The sequence below is a fragment of the Microbacterium sp. genome (genome assembly GCF_026393345.1).
Lineage (GTDB): Bacteria > Actinomycetota > Actinomycetes > Actinomycetales > Microbacteriaceae > Microbacterium.
The window spans coordinates 42,256-62,959 of record NZ_JAPLAI010000048.1; the positions used below are offsets into that span (position 1 = coordinate 42,256).

At 71.8% G+C, this 20,704-nt stretch carries 22 protein-coding genes; 12 read left to right on the forward strand and 10 right to left on the reverse strand.

The annotated features are described in order from the left end of the window. The 4 genes from NT132_RS09015 to NT132_RS09030 form a co-directional block, all read right to left on the reverse strand. A partial coding sequence (locus tag NT132_RS09015; protein WP_297787599.1) for a S8 family serine peptidase occupies positions 1-1,026 on the reverse strand: 1,026 nt, incomplete at its 3' end. Between the two features lie 23 nt (positions 1,027-1,049). Further along, complete coding sequence (locus NT132_RS09020) at positions 1,050-1,514, reverse strand: hypothetical protein (protein WP_297787601.1); 465 nt, start codon at positions 1,512-1,514, stop codon at positions 1,050-1,052. 86 nt (positions 1,515-1,600) lie between these two features. After that, complete coding sequence (locus tag NT132_RS09025; protein WP_297787603.1) at positions 1,601-1,882, reverse strand: WXG100 family type VII secretion target; 282 nt, start codon at positions 1,880-1,882, stop codon at positions 1,601-1,603. A gap of 43 nt (positions 1,883-1,925) precedes the next feature. Further along, positions 1,926-2,240: a WXG100 family type VII secretion target gene (locus NT132_RS09030; protein ID WP_297787605.1), complete on the reverse strand. Its 315-nt coding sequence runs from the start codon at positions 2,238-2,240 to the stop codon at positions 1,926-1,928. Between the two features lie 271 nt (positions 2,241-2,511). Between NT132_RS09030 and eccD the strand changes: the two genes are divergently transcribed. From eccD to NT132_RS09045, 3 genes are read left to right on the forward strand one after another with little or no spacing between them, the layout of a single operon-like run. Beyond that, positions 2,512-3,852 (forward strand): type VII secretion integral membrane protein EccD, encoded by a 1,341-nt coding sequence (gene eccD, locus NT132_RS09035; protein WP_297787607.1) that lies wholly within the window; start codon positions 2,512-2,514, stop codon positions 3,850-3,852. Positions 3,853-3,858: 6 nt separating this feature from the next. Continuing rightward, positions 3,859-5,190 carry a type VII secretion protein EccB gene (eccB, locus tag NT132_RS09040; RefSeq protein ID WP_297787609.1) on the forward strand — a complete coding sequence of 444 codons (1,332 nt, stop codon included), beginning with the start codon at positions 3,859-3,861 and terminating at the stop codon, positions 5,188-5,190. Positions 5,191-5,213: 23 nt separating this feature from the next. Next, on the forward strand, positions 5,214-6,482 hold the full coding sequence (locus NT132_RS09045) for a S8 family serine peptidase (RefSeq protein ID WP_297787611.1): 1,269 nt from the start codon (positions 5,214-5,216) through the stop codon (positions 6,480-6,482). Between the two features lie 4 nt (positions 6,483-6,486). Here the strand turns inward: NT132_RS09045 and NT132_RS09050 are convergent, their stop codons facing one another. From NT132_RS09050 to NT132_RS09075, 6 genes are all read right to left on the reverse strand, one after another. Then, positions 6,487-7,482, reverse strand: coding sequence for an FHA domain-containing protein (locus NT132_RS09050; protein ID WP_297787613.1), 996 nt, complete (start codon positions 7,480-7,482; stop codon positions 6,487-6,489). A gap of 48 nt (positions 7,483-7,530) precedes the next feature. Beyond that, a complete protein-coding gene (locus tag NT132_RS09055) occupies positions 7,531-8,682 on the reverse strand; it encodes an aminotransferase class I/II-fold pyridoxal phosphate-dependent enzyme (RefSeq protein WP_297787615.1) in 1,152 nt (383 codons plus the stop codon). 3 nt (positions 8,683-8,685) lie between these two features. Then, positions 8,686-10,071 (reverse strand): glycine--tRNA ligase, encoded by a 1,386-nt coding sequence (locus tag NT132_RS09060; protein ID WP_297787745.1) that lies wholly within the window; start codon positions 10,069-10,071, stop codon positions 8,686-8,688. Between the two features lie 107 nt (positions 10,072-10,178). Continuing rightward, complete coding sequence (menC, locus tag NT132_RS09065) at positions 10,179-11,312, reverse strand: o-succinylbenzoate synthase (protein WP_297787617.1); 1,134 nt, start codon at positions 11,310-11,312, stop codon at positions 10,179-10,181. A gap of 93 nt (positions 11,313-11,405) precedes the next feature. Continuing rightward, positions 11,406-11,975: an HhH-GPD-type base excision DNA repair protein gene (locus tag NT132_RS09070; RefSeq protein ID WP_297787618.1), complete on the reverse strand. Its 570-nt coding sequence runs from the start codon at positions 11,973-11,975 to the stop codon at positions 11,406-11,408. 3 nt (positions 11,976-11,978) lie between these two features. Further along, complete coding sequence (locus tag NT132_RS09075) at positions 11,979-13,292, reverse strand: glutamyl-tRNA reductase (protein ID WP_297787620.1); 1,314 nt, start codon at positions 13,290-13,292, stop codon at positions 11,979-11,981. A 79-nt stretch (positions 13,293-13,371) separates the two neighbouring features. On the opposite strand from NT132_RS09075, the gene hemE reads away from it, so the two are divergent. The 9 genes from hemE to hemB all read left to right on the forward strand — a co-directional run bounded on the left by hemE (position 13,372) and on the right by hemB (position 20,638). Continuing rightward, the gene (gene hemE, locus NT132_RS09080) at positions 13,372-14,412 is read left to right on the forward strand and encodes a uroporphyrinogen decarboxylase (RefSeq protein WP_297787622.1); all 1,041 of its coding nucleotides are present in this window, start codon (positions 13,372-13,374) and stop codon (positions 14,410-14,412) included. Beyond that, on the forward strand, positions 14,409-15,893 hold the full coding sequence (locus tag NT132_RS09085; protein ID WP_297787624.1) for an FAD-dependent oxidoreductase: 1,485 nt from the start codon (positions 14,409-14,411) through the stop codon (positions 15,891-15,893). Before hemE ends, NT132_RS09085 begins: the two co-directional genes overlap by 4 nt. A 137-nt stretch (positions 15,894-16,030) precedes the next feature. Next, positions 16,031-16,474, forward strand: a complete 444-nt coding sequence (locus NT132_RS09090) for a hypothetical protein (RefSeq protein ID WP_297787626.1) — start codon at positions 16,031-16,033, stop codon at positions 16,472-16,474. A gap of 1 nt (position 16,475) precedes the next feature. Then, the gene (locus tag NT132_RS09095) at positions 16,476-16,886 is read left to right on the forward strand and encodes a phage holin family protein (protein ID WP_297787628.1); all 411 of its coding nucleotides are present in this window, start codon (positions 16,476-16,478) and stop codon (positions 16,884-16,886) included. Beyond that, positions 16,876-17,148, forward strand: coding sequence for a DUF3618 domain-containing protein (locus NT132_RS09100; RefSeq protein WP_297787630.1), 273 nt, complete (start codon positions 16,876-16,878; stop codon positions 17,146-17,148). Before NT132_RS09095 ends, NT132_RS09100 begins: the two co-directional genes overlap by 11 nt. Positions 17,149-17,200: 52 nt before the next feature. Continuing rightward, entirely contained in the window at positions 17,201-17,875 is a 675-nt protein-coding gene (gene hemQ / locus NT132_RS09105; protein ID WP_297787632.1) for a hydrogen peroxide-dependent heme synthase, read from the forward strand. Then, a complete protein-coding gene (hemC, locus tag NT132_RS09110) occupies positions 17,872-18,846 on the forward strand; it encodes a hydroxymethylbilane synthase (protein ID WP_297787634.1) in 975 nt (324 codons plus the stop codon). The genes hemQ and hemC overlap by 4 nt, the downstream gene beginning before the upstream one ends. Beyond that, on the forward strand, positions 18,843-19,658 hold the full coding sequence (locus NT132_RS09115; RefSeq protein ID WP_297787636.1) for a uroporphyrinogen-III synthase: 816 nt from the start codon (positions 18,843-18,845) through the stop codon (positions 19,656-19,658). The genes hemC and NT132_RS09115 overlap by 4 nt, the downstream gene beginning before the upstream one ends. Next, positions 19,655-20,638, forward strand: coding sequence for a porphobilinogen synthase (gene hemB / locus NT132_RS09120; RefSeq protein WP_297787637.1), 984 nt, complete (start codon positions 19,655-19,657; stop codon positions 20,636-20,638). The genes NT132_RS09115 and hemB overlap by 4 nt, the downstream gene beginning before the upstream one ends. The last annotated feature ends 66 nt before the right edge of the window (positions 20,639-20,704 follow it).

Sequence of the window (20,704 nt, forward strand, 5' to 3'; positions counted from 1 at the left end):
CCCGGTCGGGTCGACGTTCAGCATGTGCGTGAAGGAGGCGAGTCCGTAGCCGTAGCCGTCCGTGTCGCTGAACTCCAGCGGGTGGTCGGTGGGGCCGGTGTTACGGATCAGCGACTGCAGCAGCTGGTTTCCGGTGGCCTCCGGGTACTTCTGCGATGTCGCGGCGATCATGCCGGCGACGAGCGGAGCCGCGAAGGAGGAGCCCGTTCCCACCCCCGCCGCGTTCCAGTCGCCGTCGTGACCGATGACGGAGATGTCCACACCGGCGGCGACCGCCGTGGTCCCGGGCACGATGTGCGGGATGCCGAAGTCCGGGTCGATCGGCAGGGCACCGTTCTGATCCATGGCATTCATGGCGACGACGCCGCGGTACCCCCAGGGGTAGACCTGCGTGTCGAGGAAGTCCGCGCCGCCGTTGTACACCGCCGCGACCATGACGATCCCGCGCGCGATGGCCTCGGCGACGATCTCGGCGTCACCCTCCTCGGGGTTCGCGCCGATCGACATCGAGATGACGTCCGCGCCGGCGTCGATGGCCTGCCGGATGCCCCAGCCGAGCTCCGTGACCCCCTCACCGGCCTCGGCCGGAGGGTCGCACGTGTCGGTCTCGGAGCCTTCCGGCTCCGGCCCGAGACCGAAGAATGTGACCTCGGCATCCGGCACGATGCCGCGGATGCCGGCGGCGCCCTCGCCGTTGCCGATCAGGAGCGCGGTGATCGTGCTGCCGTGCTGGGCGGTGGCGACGTCGGTGGACGTCGCGGAGCGCCCCTCACACAACGCCTCCGGGGCGACGGTGAGGTTCGTCCCCGCGAAGACGGGAAGCTCGGGATTGATCTGCTCGTCGATGACGGCGATCTTCACGCCCTCCCCGGTCCAGCCGTCGGCGTGGTTCTTTTCCACCTGGTACGTGTCGTACCACCACTGATCGCCGGCTGCCGCGGCGGGGGCGGCGGTGCCCACGCCGATCACGGCGGCGAGCGCGAGCGCGCAGGCGGCCGCCGCCCGTCGCGCCAGGGGAATCGTCATCCGGTGGTCCTCGTGGTGGTCGATCACAGTCCCGAGACGCCGCCGGACGAGGTGCCCGGTCGCGACGTGCCGGATGCGGTGCCGCCGTCGGCGTTGCCGGTGGACCCGCCGCTGTTCCCGCCGTTTCCGGTGTTCCCCGGCGTCCCCGAACCCGCCGGGGTGGAGGCGACGATGGAGTCGATGAACTCGGTGGCCTGCGCGGCGGCCTGATCGCCCTCGGAATCCGTGGCCTCGAGCGCAGCCGCGGCGGTGTTGAGGGCCTCGGCGTTGGCCGTGACGAAGCTGCGGATCTTCTCGATCCGCAGCCCGAGGTGGGTCATCACCTGCTCGAGACGGGCCGTGTAGTTCACCTGCGCGGTGTCTTCGCCCCCGCCGGTGACCTTCTCCACGGCGGAGGGGTCCAGCATGCCGTCGGCATGCTCCTTCATGGTCGAGACGTTCTTGGCGAGGATCGCCAGGTCGTAACCGATGGTGCCGGCGTCAAGCATGATGGTTTTCCCCCGTGGTGCGTAGAACTGGGTGCGGGCCGGGGCCGGATGCATGCATCACGACCCCGGCCCGGGTGAACGAATCGTCAGAGGGCGAAGCGTCCCGCGGCCGACTTGTCGGTCGAGACGTAGCCCTGCGAGATCTGCTCGGTCTTCGAGGAGATCTGCTCGAGCAGCGCCTGGAGCGCCGTCAGCGACTGGGTCCACTTGCGCTGCGCGTCATCGTACGAGGTCTGCGCTTCACCGTTCCAGGAGGAGCGGAGCTTGCCGACCTCGGACTCCAGCTGCTCGAGCTGGGACTTGATCCCGGCCGCGCCGTTGCGGATCTGACCCGCGAGCGCGACGACCTGCTCGGGACGAACTGACATCGACTGCATATCGAAATCCCTTCTCTTCCTGCGCCGCGCGGCGTCAGGAGCCCATCATCGAGGTGAGACCGGAGATGGTCTGCTGGTGCGACTCTTCGGACGCCGCCTGGTCGCGCTCGGTGCCCTTCAGGGCATCCTCCAGCGTGACGAGCACATCGTTGAGCTTCGTCGTCTCTTCGTTCCAGCGCTGCATGAGCTGGGTGTAGGAGCCGGCTGCGGCCCCCGTCCAGAAGCCCGCGACCTGCTCGATCTCGCCGCGAACCTTCTTGACCTGCTGATCGATACCCGCCTTCGCGGTGTTTACTGCCTCTGCGCCGCGCTTGAGCGCGCCCTCTTCGGCGGAGATCACATCTGCCACGACATCCCCCTCTTTCTGTGCGATGGGTCGTGATGGCCGCCGAGCATAACCCTCGAGCGGAGTCGGCCACCCGGGCCTACCGCAGTCCACGGTAGATGTGGTACTTCCGCTGTGACGGTGAAATCGCAAGTCTGTGGATAAGAGTTCTCTCCCGGGGGCTGGTGTCCACAGGCTCGGCACCGTCGGAGGGGTGCACGCAGACCGCGCACTAGACTGACCGCGCGAACCGGGTCGCCACCGCGTTCGGACAAGCTCGAGGGGGATCCGCACCGTGGCCCAGACGATCACCGCGCCGCGCTCGCTGCTTCGCATCTCGGTGCAGAGCGAGGGCCGACGGCTCGACATCGGTGTGCCGGCGCAGGTGCCGCTGATCGAATTCATGCCCGGCTTCGCCCGCAGCTTGGGCGTCCTCGACCCCACGATGACCTCGAACGGTTACGCACTGCTCACGGCGGACGGCAAGACCCTCGACATCTCCCAGGGGGCGGCGGCGCAGGGTGTGGAGGACGGCGATGTGCTGACGCTCGCCCGCGGCGGGCTCGTCACCCAACCGCGCGTATACGACGACATCGTGGAGGCGGTCATCGATGCGACCGCGGAGCAGACGAGGCCGTGGAGCCCCCAGGACAACGCCCGCACGGCGCTCGCTGCCAGTCTCACGCTGCTCGGGATCTGCGCCATCCTCCTTCTCGCCGTGGGTCCGGGCCTCGGCCTCGGATCGCTCATCGCCGCCGGTGGTGCGGTGGTTCTGCTCGTGGTCGCGGCGGTCGTATCGCGACTCGGTCAGGGGGAGGCCGGCCACGGGCTCGGTATCGCCGCCGCCGTCTTCTCCGGCCTCGCCGGCTACCTCGCCACCCCGCCGGGCGCCTCGCTGTGGGGGTTCCCGCTGGCGATGGCGGGCATCTCCGCGCTGGTGTGCGCGGGCATCGCGATGGCGCTCATGCCCGAGCGGGGCGAGATCCAGCTGGTTCCGCTCGTCGTGGCCGGAACGCTCGCGATCTCCTCCGGTATCGCGGTCCTCATGCCGGGCGGCGAGGCGGCCGTGTACGCGCTGACCGTCGCCGTCGTCGGCACGCTCGGCGGCGCGCTGCCGTGGCTCGTCCTCAGCTCGACCCGCATCCGGGTCATCTCGCCGCAGAGCGATGCCGAGATGTTCGCCGACCCCGTGCCGATCGATGCCGAGGACGTTCGTCGCCGTGCCGCCCGCGGGCGACGGATGCTGGTGTGCCTCCGCCTCGCCGCCGGTCTCGTGCTGCTGGCGGCGGTGCCGCTCGTCGCCGCCAGCGGGCCGGTCGGCGCAGCGCTCTGCCTGCTCGCTTCCCTCGCCATGATGTTCCCCTCGCGGCAGGCGTACTCCCGGGCGAGCGTGCTGGCCGTCATGGGCGTCGGCACCGTGGGGCTCGCCGCGACCGGCATCACCGTCGCCCTCACTCAGCCGGGCCTTCGCACGGCTCTCCTGGTCGTCGTCGCCGTGGCCACCGTCATCGTCGTCACCCTCACCCTCCTCTCCCCGAAGGCGCGGATGCGGCTCACCCGCCTGGCCGACACCGCCGAGCTCGTCATCCTCGCGCTGCTGCTGCCGCTCGGGGCGATCGCCGCCGGATGGGCCTGAGCCGGGATGGCCACCAAGAGCGACCTGATCGAGGCGCAGAACTTCTCCCGTCGGCGCCTGCTCACCGCCTTCGTCAGCGGTGCGCCCGGTGGCAAGGAGATGGAACCCACCGCTCCGTTGCGCGCGGTCATCGCCGCGATCGCACTCACCCTCGGCGTGGTCCTGGTGGGGGTCTTCTACGGGCTCATCAAACCGGGCCTGCCCTCCGGGTGGGATAACGGCAAGCTGATCCTGGTGTCCGACACCGGCGCGCGCTTCGTCACGATCGAAGGTGAGCTGCATCCGGTCATCAACACCGCCAGTGCCCGGCTGCTGCTTCCCGCGAGCGGATTCGAGGTCATCACAACCGATCAGCAGAACCTCTCCGGGGTGAGCGTGGGGGACACGCTCGGCATCGTGGGCGCCCCCGATGAACTGCCGCCCGCCGACAACCTGCTGGCCACCGGCTGGAGCGCGTGCGTCGCCGACGACGCAGGCGTGGCCGTGCGCATCGGCAGCGGCGCACCGGCCGTCACCGAGGGCGCCGTCGTGGTCGACGTCGACGGGGAACGGTTCGTGGTCGACGGCGAACGCAGCTTCGCGGTGGACGCCGCGAGCGGTGACGCCGTGCTGCGTGCCGCGGGGATCACCGCGGTGAACCCGGTCGAGGTCTCCGCCGCGTGGCTCAACCTCTTCATCGCCGGCACCCCGCTGGAACCCCTCGTCGTCGAAGGCGCCGGCGAACGGCTCTCGGGCACCGACCTCGCCGTCGGCGACGTCGTGCACATCCGCGGCCAGGCGGACGACGAACGACTCCTCGTGCAGTCGGACGGCACGCTGGCCCAACTCACCCCTCTCGCCTGGCAGCTGTACCAGCTGGGCAGCGGGGCGGACCTCGACGGCGTGACCGAGGTCTCTTCGGCCGCGGTCGCGGACATCCCCTCCGCACCGATCGGGGCGGGCGGCGCCGATTGGCCCGAGACCGGCTTCACCGCGATCCCGACCGATCAGCGTCCGTGCGCGCTCCTGGACGGCGACGGGGCCGCAGGCTCCCGTACCGTGCTCGCCGCGCAGGATGCGGACGTGACGGTGTCGGCGGGCGTGCGCATCGCCGCAGGTCACGGGGCGCTGGTGTACGCGGGCGGCCGTGGCGAACAGAAGACCGGCATCCTCACCCTGATCGACGCCACCGGTACCGCGTATCCGCTGCCCGGAGCGACCGAGGAGACCGTGAACCGGCTGGGCTACGACCTCGACGACATCGGGTCCGCCGCCCAGGGCTGGATCGCCCTGTTCGAGACCGGTCCGGCGCTGACGGAGGAGGCGGCGGGGACATCGCCCGCCGTCGACGAGGAATGAGAACGGCGCGGAGGGCCGCCGCAGTGACGGTCCTCGCCGTCCTGCTGTCGGGCATGGCGCTGCCGGCGCAGGCCGAGACCGCCGAGGGCGAGTGCACGGCCTCCACCCGCCTTGACCGGGCTGTCCCCGCCCTGCAGGTGCTGCAAAGCGACCTGGCGTGGAGCGTCACCCGGGGGGCCGGGGTGACGGTCGCCGTCGTCGACTCCGGCGTCGCGGCGTCGAACCCGCACCTCAGCGGGGCGGTCATCGGGGGGGCCAATCTCGTTCCCGACGGCACGGATGCGGCGGGGTTCACCGACCTCTACGGTCATGGCACCGCCATCGCGGGTCAGATCGCCGCGCGCGAGATCGCGGGATCCGGCGTCGTGGGCCTCGCCCCGGAGGCCCGCATCCTGTCGGTGCGGGTGTTCGCCGGGATCGAGGACCAGCAACGCGAGGCCGGCATCGGGCCCTCGGTCGCCCGGCTCGCCGAGGGGATCCGCTTCGCCGCGGACCAGGGCGCGCAGGTCATCAACGTCTCACTGAGTGCGAACGCCGCCGATCCAGCCGTGACCGCGGCCGTCGCCTACGCGACCGAGCGGGGGTCGCTGGTGGTGGCCAGCGCGGGCAACCGCGACTCGACCCTCTCGGTGGAGGAGGACGACCAGGACGGCACCCGCTACCCGGCGGGCGACCCCGGTGCCCTCGGCGTCGGTGCCGGCGATCTCGACGGCGTCGTGGGCGACTGGAGCATCCATGGCCCGCACGTGGCCGTCACCGCGCCCGGCCAGGTCGTCCTCACGACCTCCGCCGTGGGCGGCGACTGCATCTATGCCGCGGAGGTGCCTGCGACGAGCTACGCGGCGGGGTACGTCTCGGCCGCGGCGGCGCTGGTCGCCGCGGCGCACCCCGATGAGACGCCGGCGCAATGGGCCTACCGGCTCGAGGCCACCGCCGTGCGGGCGGATCCGGACGCGCGAACGGATGCTTCCGGATGGGGTGTGGTCCAGCCCTACGACGCGATCATGCTCGCTCCCGGAACGGGTCTGCGCGGACCCGCGAGCCCGTTCCTCGACGGCGCGCAGACACCCCCGCTCGTGTCGGATGCGGCACCGGTGACGGTCTCGTCGGACCCGCCCGCGAATGCCGCGGCCGTCGCCTGGGCGACCGCGAGCGCCGTCGGCGGCCTCGTGCTGCTCGGCGCCGTCGGTGCGCTGGGTGTGTTGATGGCTCGGCGACGCGCGGGCATCGGCACCGCCGTGGGCGATCACCCCGGCGGCGGACTGTACGGCGACACCACGCGCATCGACTGAGGACTCAGGCGGAGCGGCGGAGCACCACGGCCGCATCGCCGAGGGCGAAGCCGTCGGGCACCGGCACCGGCGTGCCGGGTGGCAGCATCCGCGGACTGCCCTCGACCGTCACCGAGACGCCGTTGGTCGAGTCCAGATCGGTGAGGGTCCAGGTGCGGCCGTCCCACTCCAGGCGGGCGTGACGCTTCGACACCGTGCGGGTGGTGTCCGCGACCGGCACCACCTGCGCATCGTCCTCGGCCTGCGGGTTGCGCCCGAGGATCACGACGCGGGAGGTGAGCGCGACAGTGTCCCCGGCGGGGAGCACCAGCTCCCACCCGGCGGGGGCGCGGACGATCGCCGTGGCGTCGTCGACGCCGTCGCGGCGGAGCGCCGCCGCACGACGCGTGAGCGGAGGGCCAGCGGGCACCGCATCGGCCGGCGTACCCGGGGACGGAGCGGACGATGCCGCGGGCGCGGGCGCGGGTGGTGCCGGGGGCGCCGCGGGTGCGGGAGCCGACGCGTCGGCGCCGGCGACCGGACCCGGTGCCGGCGGCAGCGGCGGAGTCGGCGCGATCGGATCGGTCGGGCGGACCCCGGCCGCGACGCCCGGGACGGGAGCGGCCACCGGGGCGGAGGTCGCCGTCGTCCGCGGTCCGCGAGGAGCCGCGAGCAGCGTCGCCCACAGCGGCGGCAGGACGACGGCCAGGGCAACGAGGGCACCGGAACGATCCTCCGCGCGGCCGATCCGTGCCGCCGCGATCGCCTTCAGCACGATCGCGTAGAGGTTCACCACCGGGACGAGGAAAAGTGCCGCCTTCACCGGATCCTCACGACCCAGTCGCAGCAGCTCGGCCTCGTTCAGCACCGGGACCCAGGCCCGCCACGGCTCGGTGTCATGGGCGACGAAGACGCGGCTGAGCGCCAGGGCGTACCAGACGTGCCACGCGGCGAGGATCGCCAGTGCGAACAGCACACCGGTTCCCACGAGGGCGAGCACGACGGCAGGAAGGTCGGTCACGGGGCTCCTTCGAACGACGTGCTCCTGGCGAGCGATGTGTCCTCGACGTTAGCGCGTGCGGCCCGCCGGAGCGGGCAGACGGCCCAGGCCTGTGAGCAACGGCTCTGCGCGACCGGCGAAGCACACCCGGATCCAGCCCTCCCCGGACGGGCCGAACGCCGACCCGGGCGCGACGGCCACCCGCTGCGTGAGCAGGAACCGCTCCGCCCACCCGGCGACATCGCCGCCGGTCTCGTGCGACATGTCGATCCACAGGTAGAACGCGCCGCCCGGGACGAGGTGCCGGATGCCGCGGGAGTCGAGAACCGCGCGGGCCGCCGCGAGGTTCTCGGCGTAGTGCGTCACCGCATCCGTCACCGCGTCCTGCGGGCCGTCGAGGGCCGCGACCGCCGCCCACTGCGCCGGCTCGTTGACGCAGCTGACGGTGGCCTCCTGCACGGCACGGACGGCCGAGGTGAGGCCGGGCGGGGTGACCAGGTAGCCGACGCGTCCGCCGGTGAGTCCGTACGTCTTCGAGAGCGAGTACACGCCCAGCACCCGGCTCGGGTCGATCGTCGCGGCGCTGACGAAGCGGTCGTCGTAGGACAGGTACTCGTAGACCTCGTCGCTGATGACCCACAGGTCGTGCCGCGCGGCGAAGGCGAGGAGGTCGCGCATCACCTCGGCCGGGTAGACCACGCCGAGCGGATTGGACGGGCTGTTGATCAGCAGTGCCCGGGTGCGGTGCGTCACGCGGCGCTCGAGTTCCTCGATCACGGGGACGAACCCGTTCTCGGCGTGCAGCGGATAACCGACCGGGCTCGCCCCCACGAGGCGTGGCACCATCGCGAAGGTCGCGTAGCCCGGGTCGGGGATCAGCAGTTCATTGCCGGGACCGAGGGCGAGGCTCGCCGCGAGGTGCAGTGCCTGCGACCCGCCCGCCGTGACGTGCACGCGGTCGATATCCGCCTCGTACCCGTTGTGGCGCGCGAGCTTGGCGACGATCGCCCGGCGGAGCGCCAGGATGCCGGAGTTCGGGGTGTAGGCCGTCGCGTCCCGCTCCCACGCGGCCGCCCCGGCCGCGAGGATGTGCGGCGCGACCGGGAGCTCCGGCTCGCCGACCGCGAGCGGGATGACACCGTCGATGCCCTGCGCAAGCTCGAACACACGCCGGATGCCGGACGCCGGCACCGACCCGGCGATCGAGGAGAGCGCCGGCACGTCTCAGGCGCCGCGGAGTCGTTCGGCGAGGTAGGTGTGGAGCTGGTCGAGCGGCACCCGCTCCTGACCCATGGTGTCCCGGTCGCGGACGGTGACGGCGTGGTCGTCGAGCGAATCGAAGTCGACCGTGACACAGAACGGCGTACCGATCTCGTCCTGGCGGCGGTAGCGGCGGCCGATGGCGCCGGCGTCGTCGAAGTCGACGTTCCAGTTGCCGCGCAGGTCGTCGGCCACCTGGCGCGCCAGCGGCGACAGGCGCTCGTTGCGGCTGAGGGGGAGCACCGCGACCTTGACCGGCGCCAGACGCGGGTCGAGCCGGAGCACGGTGCGAGTGTCGGTGCCGCCCTTCGCGTTCGGCACCTCCTCCTCCTCGTACGCATCCACGAGGAACGCCATCATCGAGCGGGTGAGACCGAAGGACGGCTCGATCACGTAGGGGGTGTAGGTCTCGCCGGAGGCCTGGTCGAAGTACGACAGCTTCTGGCCTGACGCCTCGGCGTGGCTGGAGAGGTCGTAGTCGGTGCGGTTGGCGACGCCCATCAGCTCGCCCCACTCCTTGCCGGGGAAGCCGAACTTGTACTCCACGTCGATCGTGCCGGCGGAGTAGTGGGCGCGGTCGTCCTCGGGCACGTTGTAGCGGCGCATGTTGGCCGGGTCGATGCCGAGATCGATGAACCAGTTCCAGCACGCCTCGACCCAGTGCTCGAACCACTCCTGCGCCTCCGCGGGCGGGGTGAAGTACTCGATCTCCATCTGCTCGAACTCGCGGGTGCGGAAGATGAAGTTGCCGGGCGTGATCTCATTCCGGAACGACTTGCCCACCTGGCCGATACCGAACGGCGGCTTCTTGCGGCTGGCGGTGAGCACGTTGGTGAAGTTCACGAAGATGCCCTGCGCGGTCTCCGGACGCAGGTAGTACAGGCCGCTCTCGTCGTCCACGACGCCGAGGTACGCCTTGACGAGCCCGGAGAACGCCTTCGGCTCGGTGTACTGACCCTTGGTGCCACAGTGGGGGCAGGGGACATCGGCCAGACCGTTCTCGGCGGGGCGACCCTTACGGGCCTCGAAGTCCTCGATGAGGTTGTCGGCGCGGAAGCGCTTGTGGCAGTGCAGGCACTCCACCAGCGGGTCGGTGAAGGTGGCGACGTGACCCGATGCCTCCCAGACGCGCTTGGGCAGGATGATCGAGGAGTCCAGGCCCACCATGTCGCCGCGGCTGCGCACGAACGTCTGCCACCACTGGCGGCGGATGTTCTCCTTCAGCTCGGTGCCGAGGGGGCCGTAATCCCACGCGGAGCGAGAACCGCCATAGATTTCACCGGCCTGGAAAACGAACCCGCGGTGGCGGGCGAGGGCGATGACTTTGTCGAGACGGGACTGCTCGGCCACGGTGGCTCCAATGGTCGGGAACGGGGCGCGGAGATCGCGGATGCCGCGAGCCGGCGGCATCCGTCGATTCTAGCCGCCGTGTTCCGTCGGCACCCCGCGCAGCCGGGTCAGCGGCGGACGGTCTCCCGGGCGACGGTGAACTCCTCCAGAGCGAGCGGGTCGATCTCGACGCCGAGGCCGGGACCCGTCGGCACCCGCACGTGGCCGTCCTCGAGCACCGCGGGCTCGGTCACGATGTCGCGATGGTAGAACCGGTCCGACGCCGACACGTCTCCCGGCAGGGTGAAGCCGGGCAGCGCCGCGAGCGCCGCGTTCGCGGCACGGCCGATGCCGGTCTCCAGCATTCCGCCGCACCACACCGGGATCCCCGCGTCTCGGCACAGGTCGTGGATGCGGACGGCCTCGAGGTACCCGCCGACTCGACCCGCCTTGATGTTGATGACCGAGGTGGCGCCGAGCGCGAGCGCGTCGGTGGCGGCCTTCAGCGAGGTGATCGACTCGTCGAGGCACACCGGCGTGCACAGCATCCCCGCGAGCGCCGCATGGTCGACGAGGTCGTCCTCCTGCAGCGGCTGCTCGATGAGCAGCAGATCGAAACGGTCGAGCTCGGCGAGGGTGTCGGCGTCGGCGAGCGTGTACGCGGAATTCGCGTCCACCTGCAGCGGGATGGTCCCGAACGCCTCCCGGACGGCGGCGGTGTCGGCGACGTCGCGGCCGGGCTTGATCTTGATCTTGATGCGCACGTAGCCCTCGTCGAGGTAGCCCCCGACGGCGTCGACGAGCGCCGATGGGTCGGCCTGGATGCCGACCGAGACGCCGCTCGGCACCCGGTCGCGGACGGCGCCGAGGTAGCCGCCGAGGGGGCGCCCCTGGGAACGCAGTGCGGCGTCGAGCACCGCGAGCTCGAGGCCGGCCTTGGTCATCCGGTGCCCGACGAACGGGGCGAGGACGCCCGCCACCTGTTCCGGTGCAAGGGTGTGCGCATCGAGCAGCGCCGGGATGAGGTAGCGCCGGGCGACATCCCACGCGCCCTGGGTGTACTCGCTGGAGTACAGCGGTGCGGACTGCGTGACGATCTCGCCCCAGCCGTCGCCGTCGGGGGTGTGCGCACGCACGACGATGACCTCGCGCACCGCCTCGGTGCCGAACGAGGTGGTGAACGGGCTCACCAGCGGGATGTGCAGCACCCGCAGTTCGAACCCGTCGAGGGTGACGGATGCGGCCGGTTCGCGTGTGGGCATGCCGCCAGGGTAGCGGCGCGCGCGCGAGTGGTCAGTCGTGGCGGGAATCCGCGCCCCCAAAGTCGCCACGAGTGCCCACTCGCGCAGTGGGGGTCAGGCCTGCTTCGCGGCGGCCTTCGCGGCGCGCTTGGTCTCGCGCACCTTCCCGAGCGCCTCGGGACTCGTGATGTCGGCGACCGAGCGGAACGAGCCCTCCTCGCCGTACGGGGCGGATGCGGCCCGCCAGCCCTCGCCGGTGAATCCGCACTGCTTGCCGAGCAGCGCCAGGAAGATCTTCGCCTTCTGCTCGCCGAACCCGGGGAGCGCCTTGAGGCGCGTCAGCACCTCCGCGCCGGTGGGGTCGCCGTCGGTCCACAGTGCCGCCGCGTCGTCGTGCCAGTCCTCGGCGATGGCGGTGCACAGTGCCTGCACGCGTGCCGCCATCGACCCGGGGAAGCGGTGCACCGCGGGCGTCTGCGAGAACACGGCCGCGAACTCCTGCGGGTCCATCGCGGCGATCGTCGCCGCATCCATGCTGCCGGTGCGCTCGAGGATCTTCCGGGGACCCGCGAACGCGGTTTCCATCGCGATCTGCTGGTCCAGCAGCATCCCGATCAGAAGGGCCAGCGGGTTCTCGCTCAGCAGCTCGTCGGCGTCGGCGTCGTCGGTGATGTGCAGGGCCATGGGTCAGCCGGCGAGATCCTGGGCGTCGTCCGCGATGTCGGGCTCGGTCGCCGCAGACACCTGGATGCCGAGGAGGGCTTCGAGTGCCTGCACGTAGTCGTCGGCGCGGCCGTGCTCGGCCATCTCGTGTGCCCGCGTCGTGGGCGTGTGGAGGAGCCGCCCGACGAAGTGGCGCAGGGCATGCTCGGTGCGGCCGTCGTCGCCCTTTGCGCGGGCGCGTTCGATCTCCTCCTCGAGCAGGTCGAACGCGTGGCGGCGCAGGGCCACCACGGCCGGGGCGACCGCGCGTCGCTCGCCGGCGACGAGGAAGCGGTGGGCGGCGTCCTGCACCAGGGCGCGGGCGGCGTCCGTCGCCTGCAGCTCCTCGAGCGGCGCATGCAGCCGGATGGTCTCGAGGTCGAGCACTTCGGTGCCGGTGACCCCGGCGACGTCGGGGTCGACGTTCCGGGGCAGGCCCAGGTCGATCACGAGACGGCGCGGCACGGGGGTGCCCACCGGGCACCGGGACGGCCCGGTCGACTCGCCGCCGAGGATCGCCGCGTCCAGCACGTGATGCTCCGCGGTGGTGCAGGTGATGATGAGGTCGGCGCGGCGGGCGGCGGTGGCGTAGGCCGCCTGCTCGACCCAGTCGATCGCGTGCTTGTGCGCGAAGCGCTCGGCGCGGCCGGAGGGGGAGTACACCGTGATGTCGGTGGCGCCGCGGTCGCGGAGGGCAGCGAGGGTCGCGGCGGCGTAGGCGCCGGTGCCGACAAGCAGCACCCGCAGCATTCCCCAGTCGGCGACGCGGCTGGCGGCCAGGTCGAGGCCCAGGCGCACGAGGGAACGGCCGGCGCGGCCGAGCGCGGTGGTGTTCTTGATCTCGCGCTGCGCCTCGGACGCGCGCTGGAACAGGCGCTCGAGTTCGGCGGAGGTGGTGCCCTCGGCGCGGGCCTCGGTCAGCGCGCGGCGCACCTGCCCGGCGATCTCACCCTCGCCCACGACGACGGATTCGAGCCCGGCGGCGACGGCGAAGAGGTGCTCGGCGACCGCGGGGCCGGAGATCACCCGGTACGAGCCTTCGAGGTCGGCGGCGGTGACGCCGGTGGCGGATTCGATGGCCATGAGGGCGGCCTCGACGCCGACGGTTCCGGCGGCCGTGACGGGCTCGTCCATGTCGACGTAGGCCTCGAAGCGGTTGCAGGTCGCGACGACGACGGCACCCTGTACGCAGTCGTCGTGCGCGGCGATCATCGGGGCGATCGGGGCCGGGGGTGCGCTGAGCCGCTCGAGGAGGTCGAAGGATGCGGTCTTATGACTCGCGCTCACGCACAGCAGCACGAGGAGTGAGTCTACTCCGCCCGCTCCCGTGCGCTCCCTGAACCCGCGCGCAGCTGCCGTGAAGGACGCGGGTGGGAGGATGGACGGCGTGCCCACCGCATCCCTTCTGCTGCGCGCCCTGACGGGCGACCGTCCCGATCGTCCGCCCGTCTGGTTCATGCGACAGGCGGGCCGGTCCCTGCCGGAGTACCGCGACCTGCGCGTCGGCACTCGGATGCTGGATGCCTGCCTCACCCCGGACCTCGCTGCCGAGATCACGCTGCAGCCGGTGCGCCGCCACGGCGTGGACGCCGGCATCTTCTTCAGCGACATCGTCGTGCCGCTGCGCTTGGCCGGCATCGACGTCGAGATCGAGCCCGGTCGGGGGCCGGTGTTCGCGAACCCGGTGCGCACCGCATCCGACGTCGCCCGCATCACCGCCGTCGACCCGGGCGAGGTGGCCGCCGCGGCAGAACCCATCCGCGCCGCCGTCCGCGCCGTGGTGTCGGAGCTCGGCGACACCCCCCTCATCGGCTTCGCCGGCGCCCCGTTCACCCTGGCCGCGTACCTCGTCGAGGGCGGTCCCTCCAAGGAGCACCTCCGTGCCCGCGCCATGATGCACGCGGACCCGGCGGCCTGGCATGCGCTGGCCGGCTGGCTCGCGCAGGTCTCCGCCGCGTTCCTGCAGGCGCAGACGGATGCGGGGGCCTCGGCCGTGCAGCTGTTCGACTCGTGGGCGGGCTCGCTGTCGGTGGCGGACTACCGTGCGTTCGTCGCGCCGCACTCGCAGGCAGCGCTCGCCGCCGTCACGGTTCCCCGCATCCACTTCGGCGTCGGCACCGCGCACCTCCTGCCCGACATGCGCCTCGGCACCACCGCGGACGCGGTGGGCGTGGACTGGCGGACCCCGCTCGACGAGGCGGCCGCCGCGCTCGGGCCGGACGTGACGGTCCAGGGCAACATCGACCCGGCGCTGCTGCGCGCCCCGTGGGAGGTGCTCGCCGCACACGTGGACGATGTGCTCCGCCGTGGCCGCGCCGCCCGGGCCCACATCCTCAACCTCGGCCACGGCGTGCCGCCGGACACCGACCCGACGGTCCTCACCCGCATCGTCGAGCACGTGCACGCCACGGCGTCATGACCGAGCCGCTCGACACGCTGGCCGCCCACGCGCACGGCATTCGCGTCGCCGTCGTCGGCGGCGGGATCGGCGGAATGGTCGCCGCCCTCGAATTCGCCAAGGTCGGGATGACCGTGACGCTGTTCGAAGCCACGGAGCGCCTCGGCGGCGTGCTGCGCGCCGCCGACGTCGCGGGACTCCGCCTCGACGTGGGGGCGGAGAGCTTCGCCACCCGCGGTGGCCACGTGCGTCGCTTCCTCGACGAGCTCGGCCTCTCCGACGCCATCGTCCGCCCGACGGGCGGCGGAGCGTGGGTGGCGGGCGTTCCCGGCGTCGGCGCCGCGCCGCTCCCGCGCGGCGGGGTCCTCGGCATCCCGGAGAACCCGTGGGATCCCGCGGTGCGCCGCATCCTCGGCTGGGGCGGCGCCTGGCGTGCCTACCTCGACCGGCTGCGCCCTCCGCTCACGATCGGTCACGACCGCAGTCTCGGACACCTGGTCCGCAGTCGCATGGGTGACAAGGTGCTCGACCGGCTCGTCGCCCCGGTGACCGCCGGCGTCTACTCCTCCCGCCCCGATGACATCGACGTGGATGCGGCGGCTCCCGGCCTGAACGCCGCACTGACCCGCACCGGCTCACTCAGCGGCGCGGTGGGCCAGCTGCGCGCCGGACGCGCCGCCGTGCCGGGGAGCGCCGTCGAGGGTCTCGAGGGCGGGATGACCCGCCTGGTCGACGCGCTGGCCGCACGTCTGGGCGAGTTCGGCGTCGACGTCCGGCTGAACTCCCCGGTGGACCGGCTGCAGCGCGGGCGCGCCGGATGGGACGTGCACGCTGTCGCCCCGCCCGCCGAGATCGAGGCCGACGGACCGTCCGATCAGAGCACCACGGTGGACGTCGTGGTCGTCGCCACCACCGAGGCCGCCGCCCGCCGGCTGCTCTCCCCGGTGGTCCCCGGTCTCGCCCCCGCCGCCGGCACCGCACCGGTCGTCGAGATCGTGACCCTCGTCGTCGAGGCGCCGGAACTGGATGCGGCCCCGCGCGGCACGGGTGTCCTGACCGTGCCGCACGCCTACCCCGCCAAGGCCCTCACGCACTCCACCGCGAAATGGTCGTGGGTCGCCGCCGCGGCGGGCGCCGGTATCCACGCCCTGCGGGTGTCGTTCGGGGCACAGGGCGAGGAGCCCGCGACCGCGTCGCTGTCGGACGAGGATGCCGCAGTGCTCGCGCTCGCGCAGGCGAGCGCGCTGCTCGGCGTGCCGCTCGAACGATCGCAGCTGCGCGGCGCGCACCGGGAACGGTTCGTCCAGTCCCAGCCCGCCTCCGTCCGCGGTCGGGCGGCCGCCGCCGCTGCAGATCGCGCCGCCGTCCGTGCGGTGCCGGGCCTGGTTGCCGTGGGTGCCTGGCTCAGCGGCACCGGACTCGCACAGGTCATCCCCGACGCCGTCGACGAGACGGTGGCCGCGCGGCGCGCCGCTCTCTGGGACGGCTCCGGCGACGCCTAACCCCGCATGACGCTCCGGGAGACCGGGGGTCAAGGTCCCAGGCGTCGAGTGGTTTGTCAACCGGATGCCGATAGCGGCATATGGCACTACTGTAAAACCACCTTTCCGCTCCACCGACATCATCGTGAGGAGACCCCATGAGGGGCAAAGCAGGACTCATCATCGGTTTGGCCGCAGGGTACGTTTTGGGTACCCGTGCCGGGCACGAACGCTACGAGCAGATCAAAGAGCAGGCCCTGAAGGTCTGGAATCTTGACCCCGTGCAGAAGCAGGTTGCCAAGGTCGAGCAGTTCGGCAAGTCCGCCATCATGGCGCTGCCGTCCACCCTCTGGAAGGGTGCGCAGAAGGTCACCGCCGCGGCGACCACCAAGGGAACTCCCGGTCAGCGGCTCGATGCCGCGATCGACGCGGGCGAGGACGCGGCCAAGGATGTCGCCGATGCGGCGGAGACCTCGGCAGAGGCCGTCAAGGACGCCGCCGAGAACACGGCGACCGCCGCGAAGAAGGCCGCATCGAAGGCGGGTTCGACCGCATCGAAGGCGGGATCGACCGCATCCGATACCTCCTCCACCGGGAAGTGACATGACGACGCCCCGAGGCTTTCGTGACAAGGCCGACGAGGGTCTGCTCACCCTGATCGGCGAGATCCCCGAACTCGTCCGCAACCTGATCGTCGCCGAACTCAACGCGGCCAAGAAGTGGGCCGCCGCGGCCGGCAAGAACGCCGGGATCGGCGCCGGCTGGGTACTCGGCGCGCTGTTCCTGCTGTTCTGGTCGATCCCCGCGTTCGGCACCTTCGTGATCGCGGGACTGTCTTCGTGGTGGCCGGTCTGGCTCTCCGCGATCGTCGTCTTCGGCGCGATGCTCGTCATCGCCGTCGTGCTCGCGCTGCTGGGCTTCTTCCGGTTCAAGCGCATCGGTAAGGGGAACCCCGTCGCCTCCGTTTCCGAGGATGTACGGGCCGTCAAGGAGGTCACCACAGATGAGTTCTGACGTTCCCGTGCCCCGCACCGGTGTGGCGCTCGGCATCACCGACCCGGTCGAGAAGGCGCGTGCGGAGCTGAAGGCCACCCTCGCCGCCATCGAGGTCAAGGCCAATGTTCCCAAGCGCGCCAGCCGCGCCGTAGAGCAGAAGGCTGCACAGTTCCGGCACTTCTCGCGGCAGAATCCGGCCGCCGCCATCGCTACCGCAGCGGGTGTCGCCGTGGCCGTCGGCGCGGTTGTCTGGGGCGCGGTGCGCCTCTACACCCGCTGATTCGGGATCGGCGGCGTTTGCCGCATCCGTTCCCGAGGGCGAAACTGGAACAATGACCGATTCCGAGGGAACAGCCGCGCAGTACACACTCTGGGCGGTCTTCCGCCGTGACCCGAACCGCCCGGTCACCGAATCCGACGACACCGAGCTCGCCGAGATCGTCCAGCTCATCGAGGCCGGCGGCGTCACCGTGCGCGGCTTCTACGACGTGAGCGGGCTGCGCGCCGACGCCGACCTGATGGTGTGGCTGCACGGGCCGGATGCCGACGGACTGCAGCGGGACCTGCGGCGGCTGCGTCGCACGGAGCTCCTCCGCCCGCTCCTCCCGGTGTGGAACGCCATGGGGGTGCACCGCGACGCCGAGTTCAACCGATCCCACGTGCCCGGATTCCTGCGCGGCATCGAGCCGAAGGAATGGCTCGTCGTGTACCCGTTCGTGCGCAGCTACGAGTGGTATCTGCTGCCGGAGGAGGACCGCCGCCGGATGCTGGCCGACCACGGCCGCAAGGGTGCCGCGTTCACCGGCGTCGTCGCGAACACGGTCGCGAGCTTCGCGCTCGGCGACTACGAATGGGTGCTGCCGATGGAGGCCGACGAGCTCACCGACCTCGTCGACATGATGCGCGAACTCCGTTACACCGAGGCCCGCCGCCATGTGCGGGAGGAGGTGCCCTTCTACACCGGCCGCCGCATCCCGACCTCGGCCATCCCGGAGGTCCTGTCGTGATCAGGCTCGGCACCCGCCGCAGCGCCCTGGCCACCGCCCAGTCCCAGCAGACGGCGGACGCGCTCGCCGCCGTCGCCGGTGTGCCGGTGGAGCTCGTGCCGATCACGAGCGAGGGCGATGTCTCCCGAGCCTCGCTGTCCGAGCTGGGCGGTCAGGGCGTGTTCGCCACCCGCCTGCGCGAAGCCCTCCTCGCCGGCGAGTGCGACCTGCTCGTGCACTCGCTGAAGGATCTCCCCACCGCCCCCGCTCCCGGCCTCGTGATCGCGGCGCTCCCGGTGCGCGAGGATGCCCGGGACGTCGTCGTCACCCGCGATGGGACGGCGCTGCACGAGCTTCCCGCCGGCGCCGTCGTCGGGACGGGCTCCCCGCGGCGCGTCGCGCAGCTCCACATCCGGAACCCCCGCATCACCGCGCGCGACATCCGCGGGAACGTGGACTCACGTCTCGGTCGGGTCCGTGACGGTGAGCTGGACGCGGTCATCCTCGCCGCGGCCGGTCTCGTCCGGTTGGGCGGTCTCGCCCTCGATCTGTCGGGTGAGCCGCTCGGCCTGTCGGAGTGGCCGACTGCTCCGGGTCAGGGCGCCCTCGCCGTCGAGACCCGTGACGATGCACCGGCCGAGCTGCGCGCGGCTCTCGCGCAGCTGGACGACCTGCCGACCCGCGTCGCCGTCGCCGCGGAGCGGGCGGTGCTGGCGGGCCTCGAGGCCGGCTGCCACGCGCCGGTGGGGGTGCACGCCGAGGTGATCGACGGGTACCTGCGCGTGCGTGCGGTCGTCTACGCCCTCGACGGGTCCGCCCGGGTGGGGACGGATCGGACGCTTCATCTCATGGACGGGTATGCTGAGATCTCAGGCAGCGGCAATGGTGCGATTGCTGCCGGCGACGCGGACCCGGAAACGCGTGCTCGGCGCACCGGAGAAGACGTCGCTCGTGAGCTGCTCGATCGCGGAGCAGCGGACGTCTCATCATGAAAGCCGACCTGATGCACGAAGATTCCCCCCGGCACGACCCCAAGCCGCTCGGCGGCTGGCGCGTCTTGGTGCCCCGCGGAGGCCCCTGGGGCGACGGTGTCGCCGCCTCCCTCCGCTCGCAGGGCGCCGTCCCGGTCGTCGCACCGCTGATCAACTTCGCGCCGACGAACGACATCGCCACGCTCGAGACGGCCCTGGCCGACCTCGCCGCCGGTGCATTCGACTGGCTGACGGTGACGAGCGCCACCACCGTCGATGTGCTCTTCGCCTACCGTGCCAAGATCCCCGCGTCGACCAAGGTCGCCGCGGTCGGTGAGACCACCGCCGCGGCCCTCCAGGCCGCCGGCTACCGTGTCGACCTCGTCCCGGACCGCGACAACTCCGCCGCCGGGATGGCCGACCAGCTGATCGGGCTGGAGCCGGAACCGCGCGACATCCTCACCCTCCGCAGCGAGATCGCGAAGCCGGTGCTCACCAAGCGTCTGGTCGAGGCCGGACACCGTGTCCGCAGCGTCGTGGCCTATCGCACCGTGGGGGTGCCCGTCACCGAGCGCATCGCGCACGATGTCGAGTCCGGACGCATCAACGCCATCCTCGTGACGAGCGGATCGGTCGCCGAGCAGGTGTACCTGCAGTTCCCGAACATCCCCGAGGGCACCGTCATCGCCGCGATCGGGCCGCGCACCGCCAAGGATGCGCGGCAGGCCGGGCTCGACGTCGACGTGGTGGCCGACCGGCAGACGGTGGACGCCCTGATCGATGCGGTCTCCCAGTTCGCGCTGCCGCACGCCGCGGACGAGTTCCAGCCGTGAGCTTCCCGACACACCGGCCCCGGCGGCTGCGGCAGTCGCCCGCGGTCCGGCGTCTCGTCCGCGAGACGCACCTCGTCCCCTCGCAGCTGGTGCTCCCCGCCTTCGTACGCGAAGGCCTGAGCGAACCCGTCCCCATCGGGTCCATGCCCGGCATCGTGCAGCACTCCCTCGACTCCCTCCGGCGGGCAGCGGCGGATGCGGCCGAGGCCGGCGTCGGCGGGATCATGCTGTTCGGCGTGCCCGCGGTGCGTGACGCCGTGGGCTCCGGTGCGGACGATCCCGACGGCATCCTGAACGTCGCCACGCAAGCTGTCATCGCCGAGGTGGGCGAGGCGATCGTGGTGCAGACCGACCTGTGCCTGGACGAGTTCACCGACCACGGCCACTGTGGCGTGCTCGATGCAGACGGCTCGGTCGACAACGACGCCACGCTCGAGCGCTACGCGGCCATGGGTCTCGCGCAGGCCCGCGCAGGGTCACACCTGCTCGGCCTTTCCGGGATGATGGACGGCCAGGTGGCGCACGTGCGTGCGGCGCTGGATGCCGAGGGCTTCACCGACACGATCATCCTGGCGTACGCGGCCAAGTACGCCGGCGCGTTCTACGGTCCCTTCCGCGAGGCCGTGGACTCACAGCTCAAGGGCGACCGCCGCACGTACCAGCTCGACCCCGGCAACCCCCGCGAAGGGCTGCGCGAGGCGCTCCTTGACGTGGAAGAGGGCGCCGACATCGTCATGGTCAAACCCGCGCTGCCCTACCTCGACGTGCTCGCCGAGGTCCGCGCGTCGGTCGATGTGCCGGTGTGGGCGTACCAGGTGTCGGGCGAGTACGCCATGATCGAGGCCGCCGCCGCACACAACTGGATCGATCGCCGAGGCGCGATCACCGAGTCCCTTCTCGGCATCCGTCGTGCCGGTGCCGATGCCATCCTCACTTACTGGGCCCTCGAGGCGGCGGAGTGGCTCCGCGCCTCTCTCTGACGCCCTCCCCCCTCCGCCGAGACTTCACGTATGTACCGGAAAACGGCGGAATGCGGGACATACGTG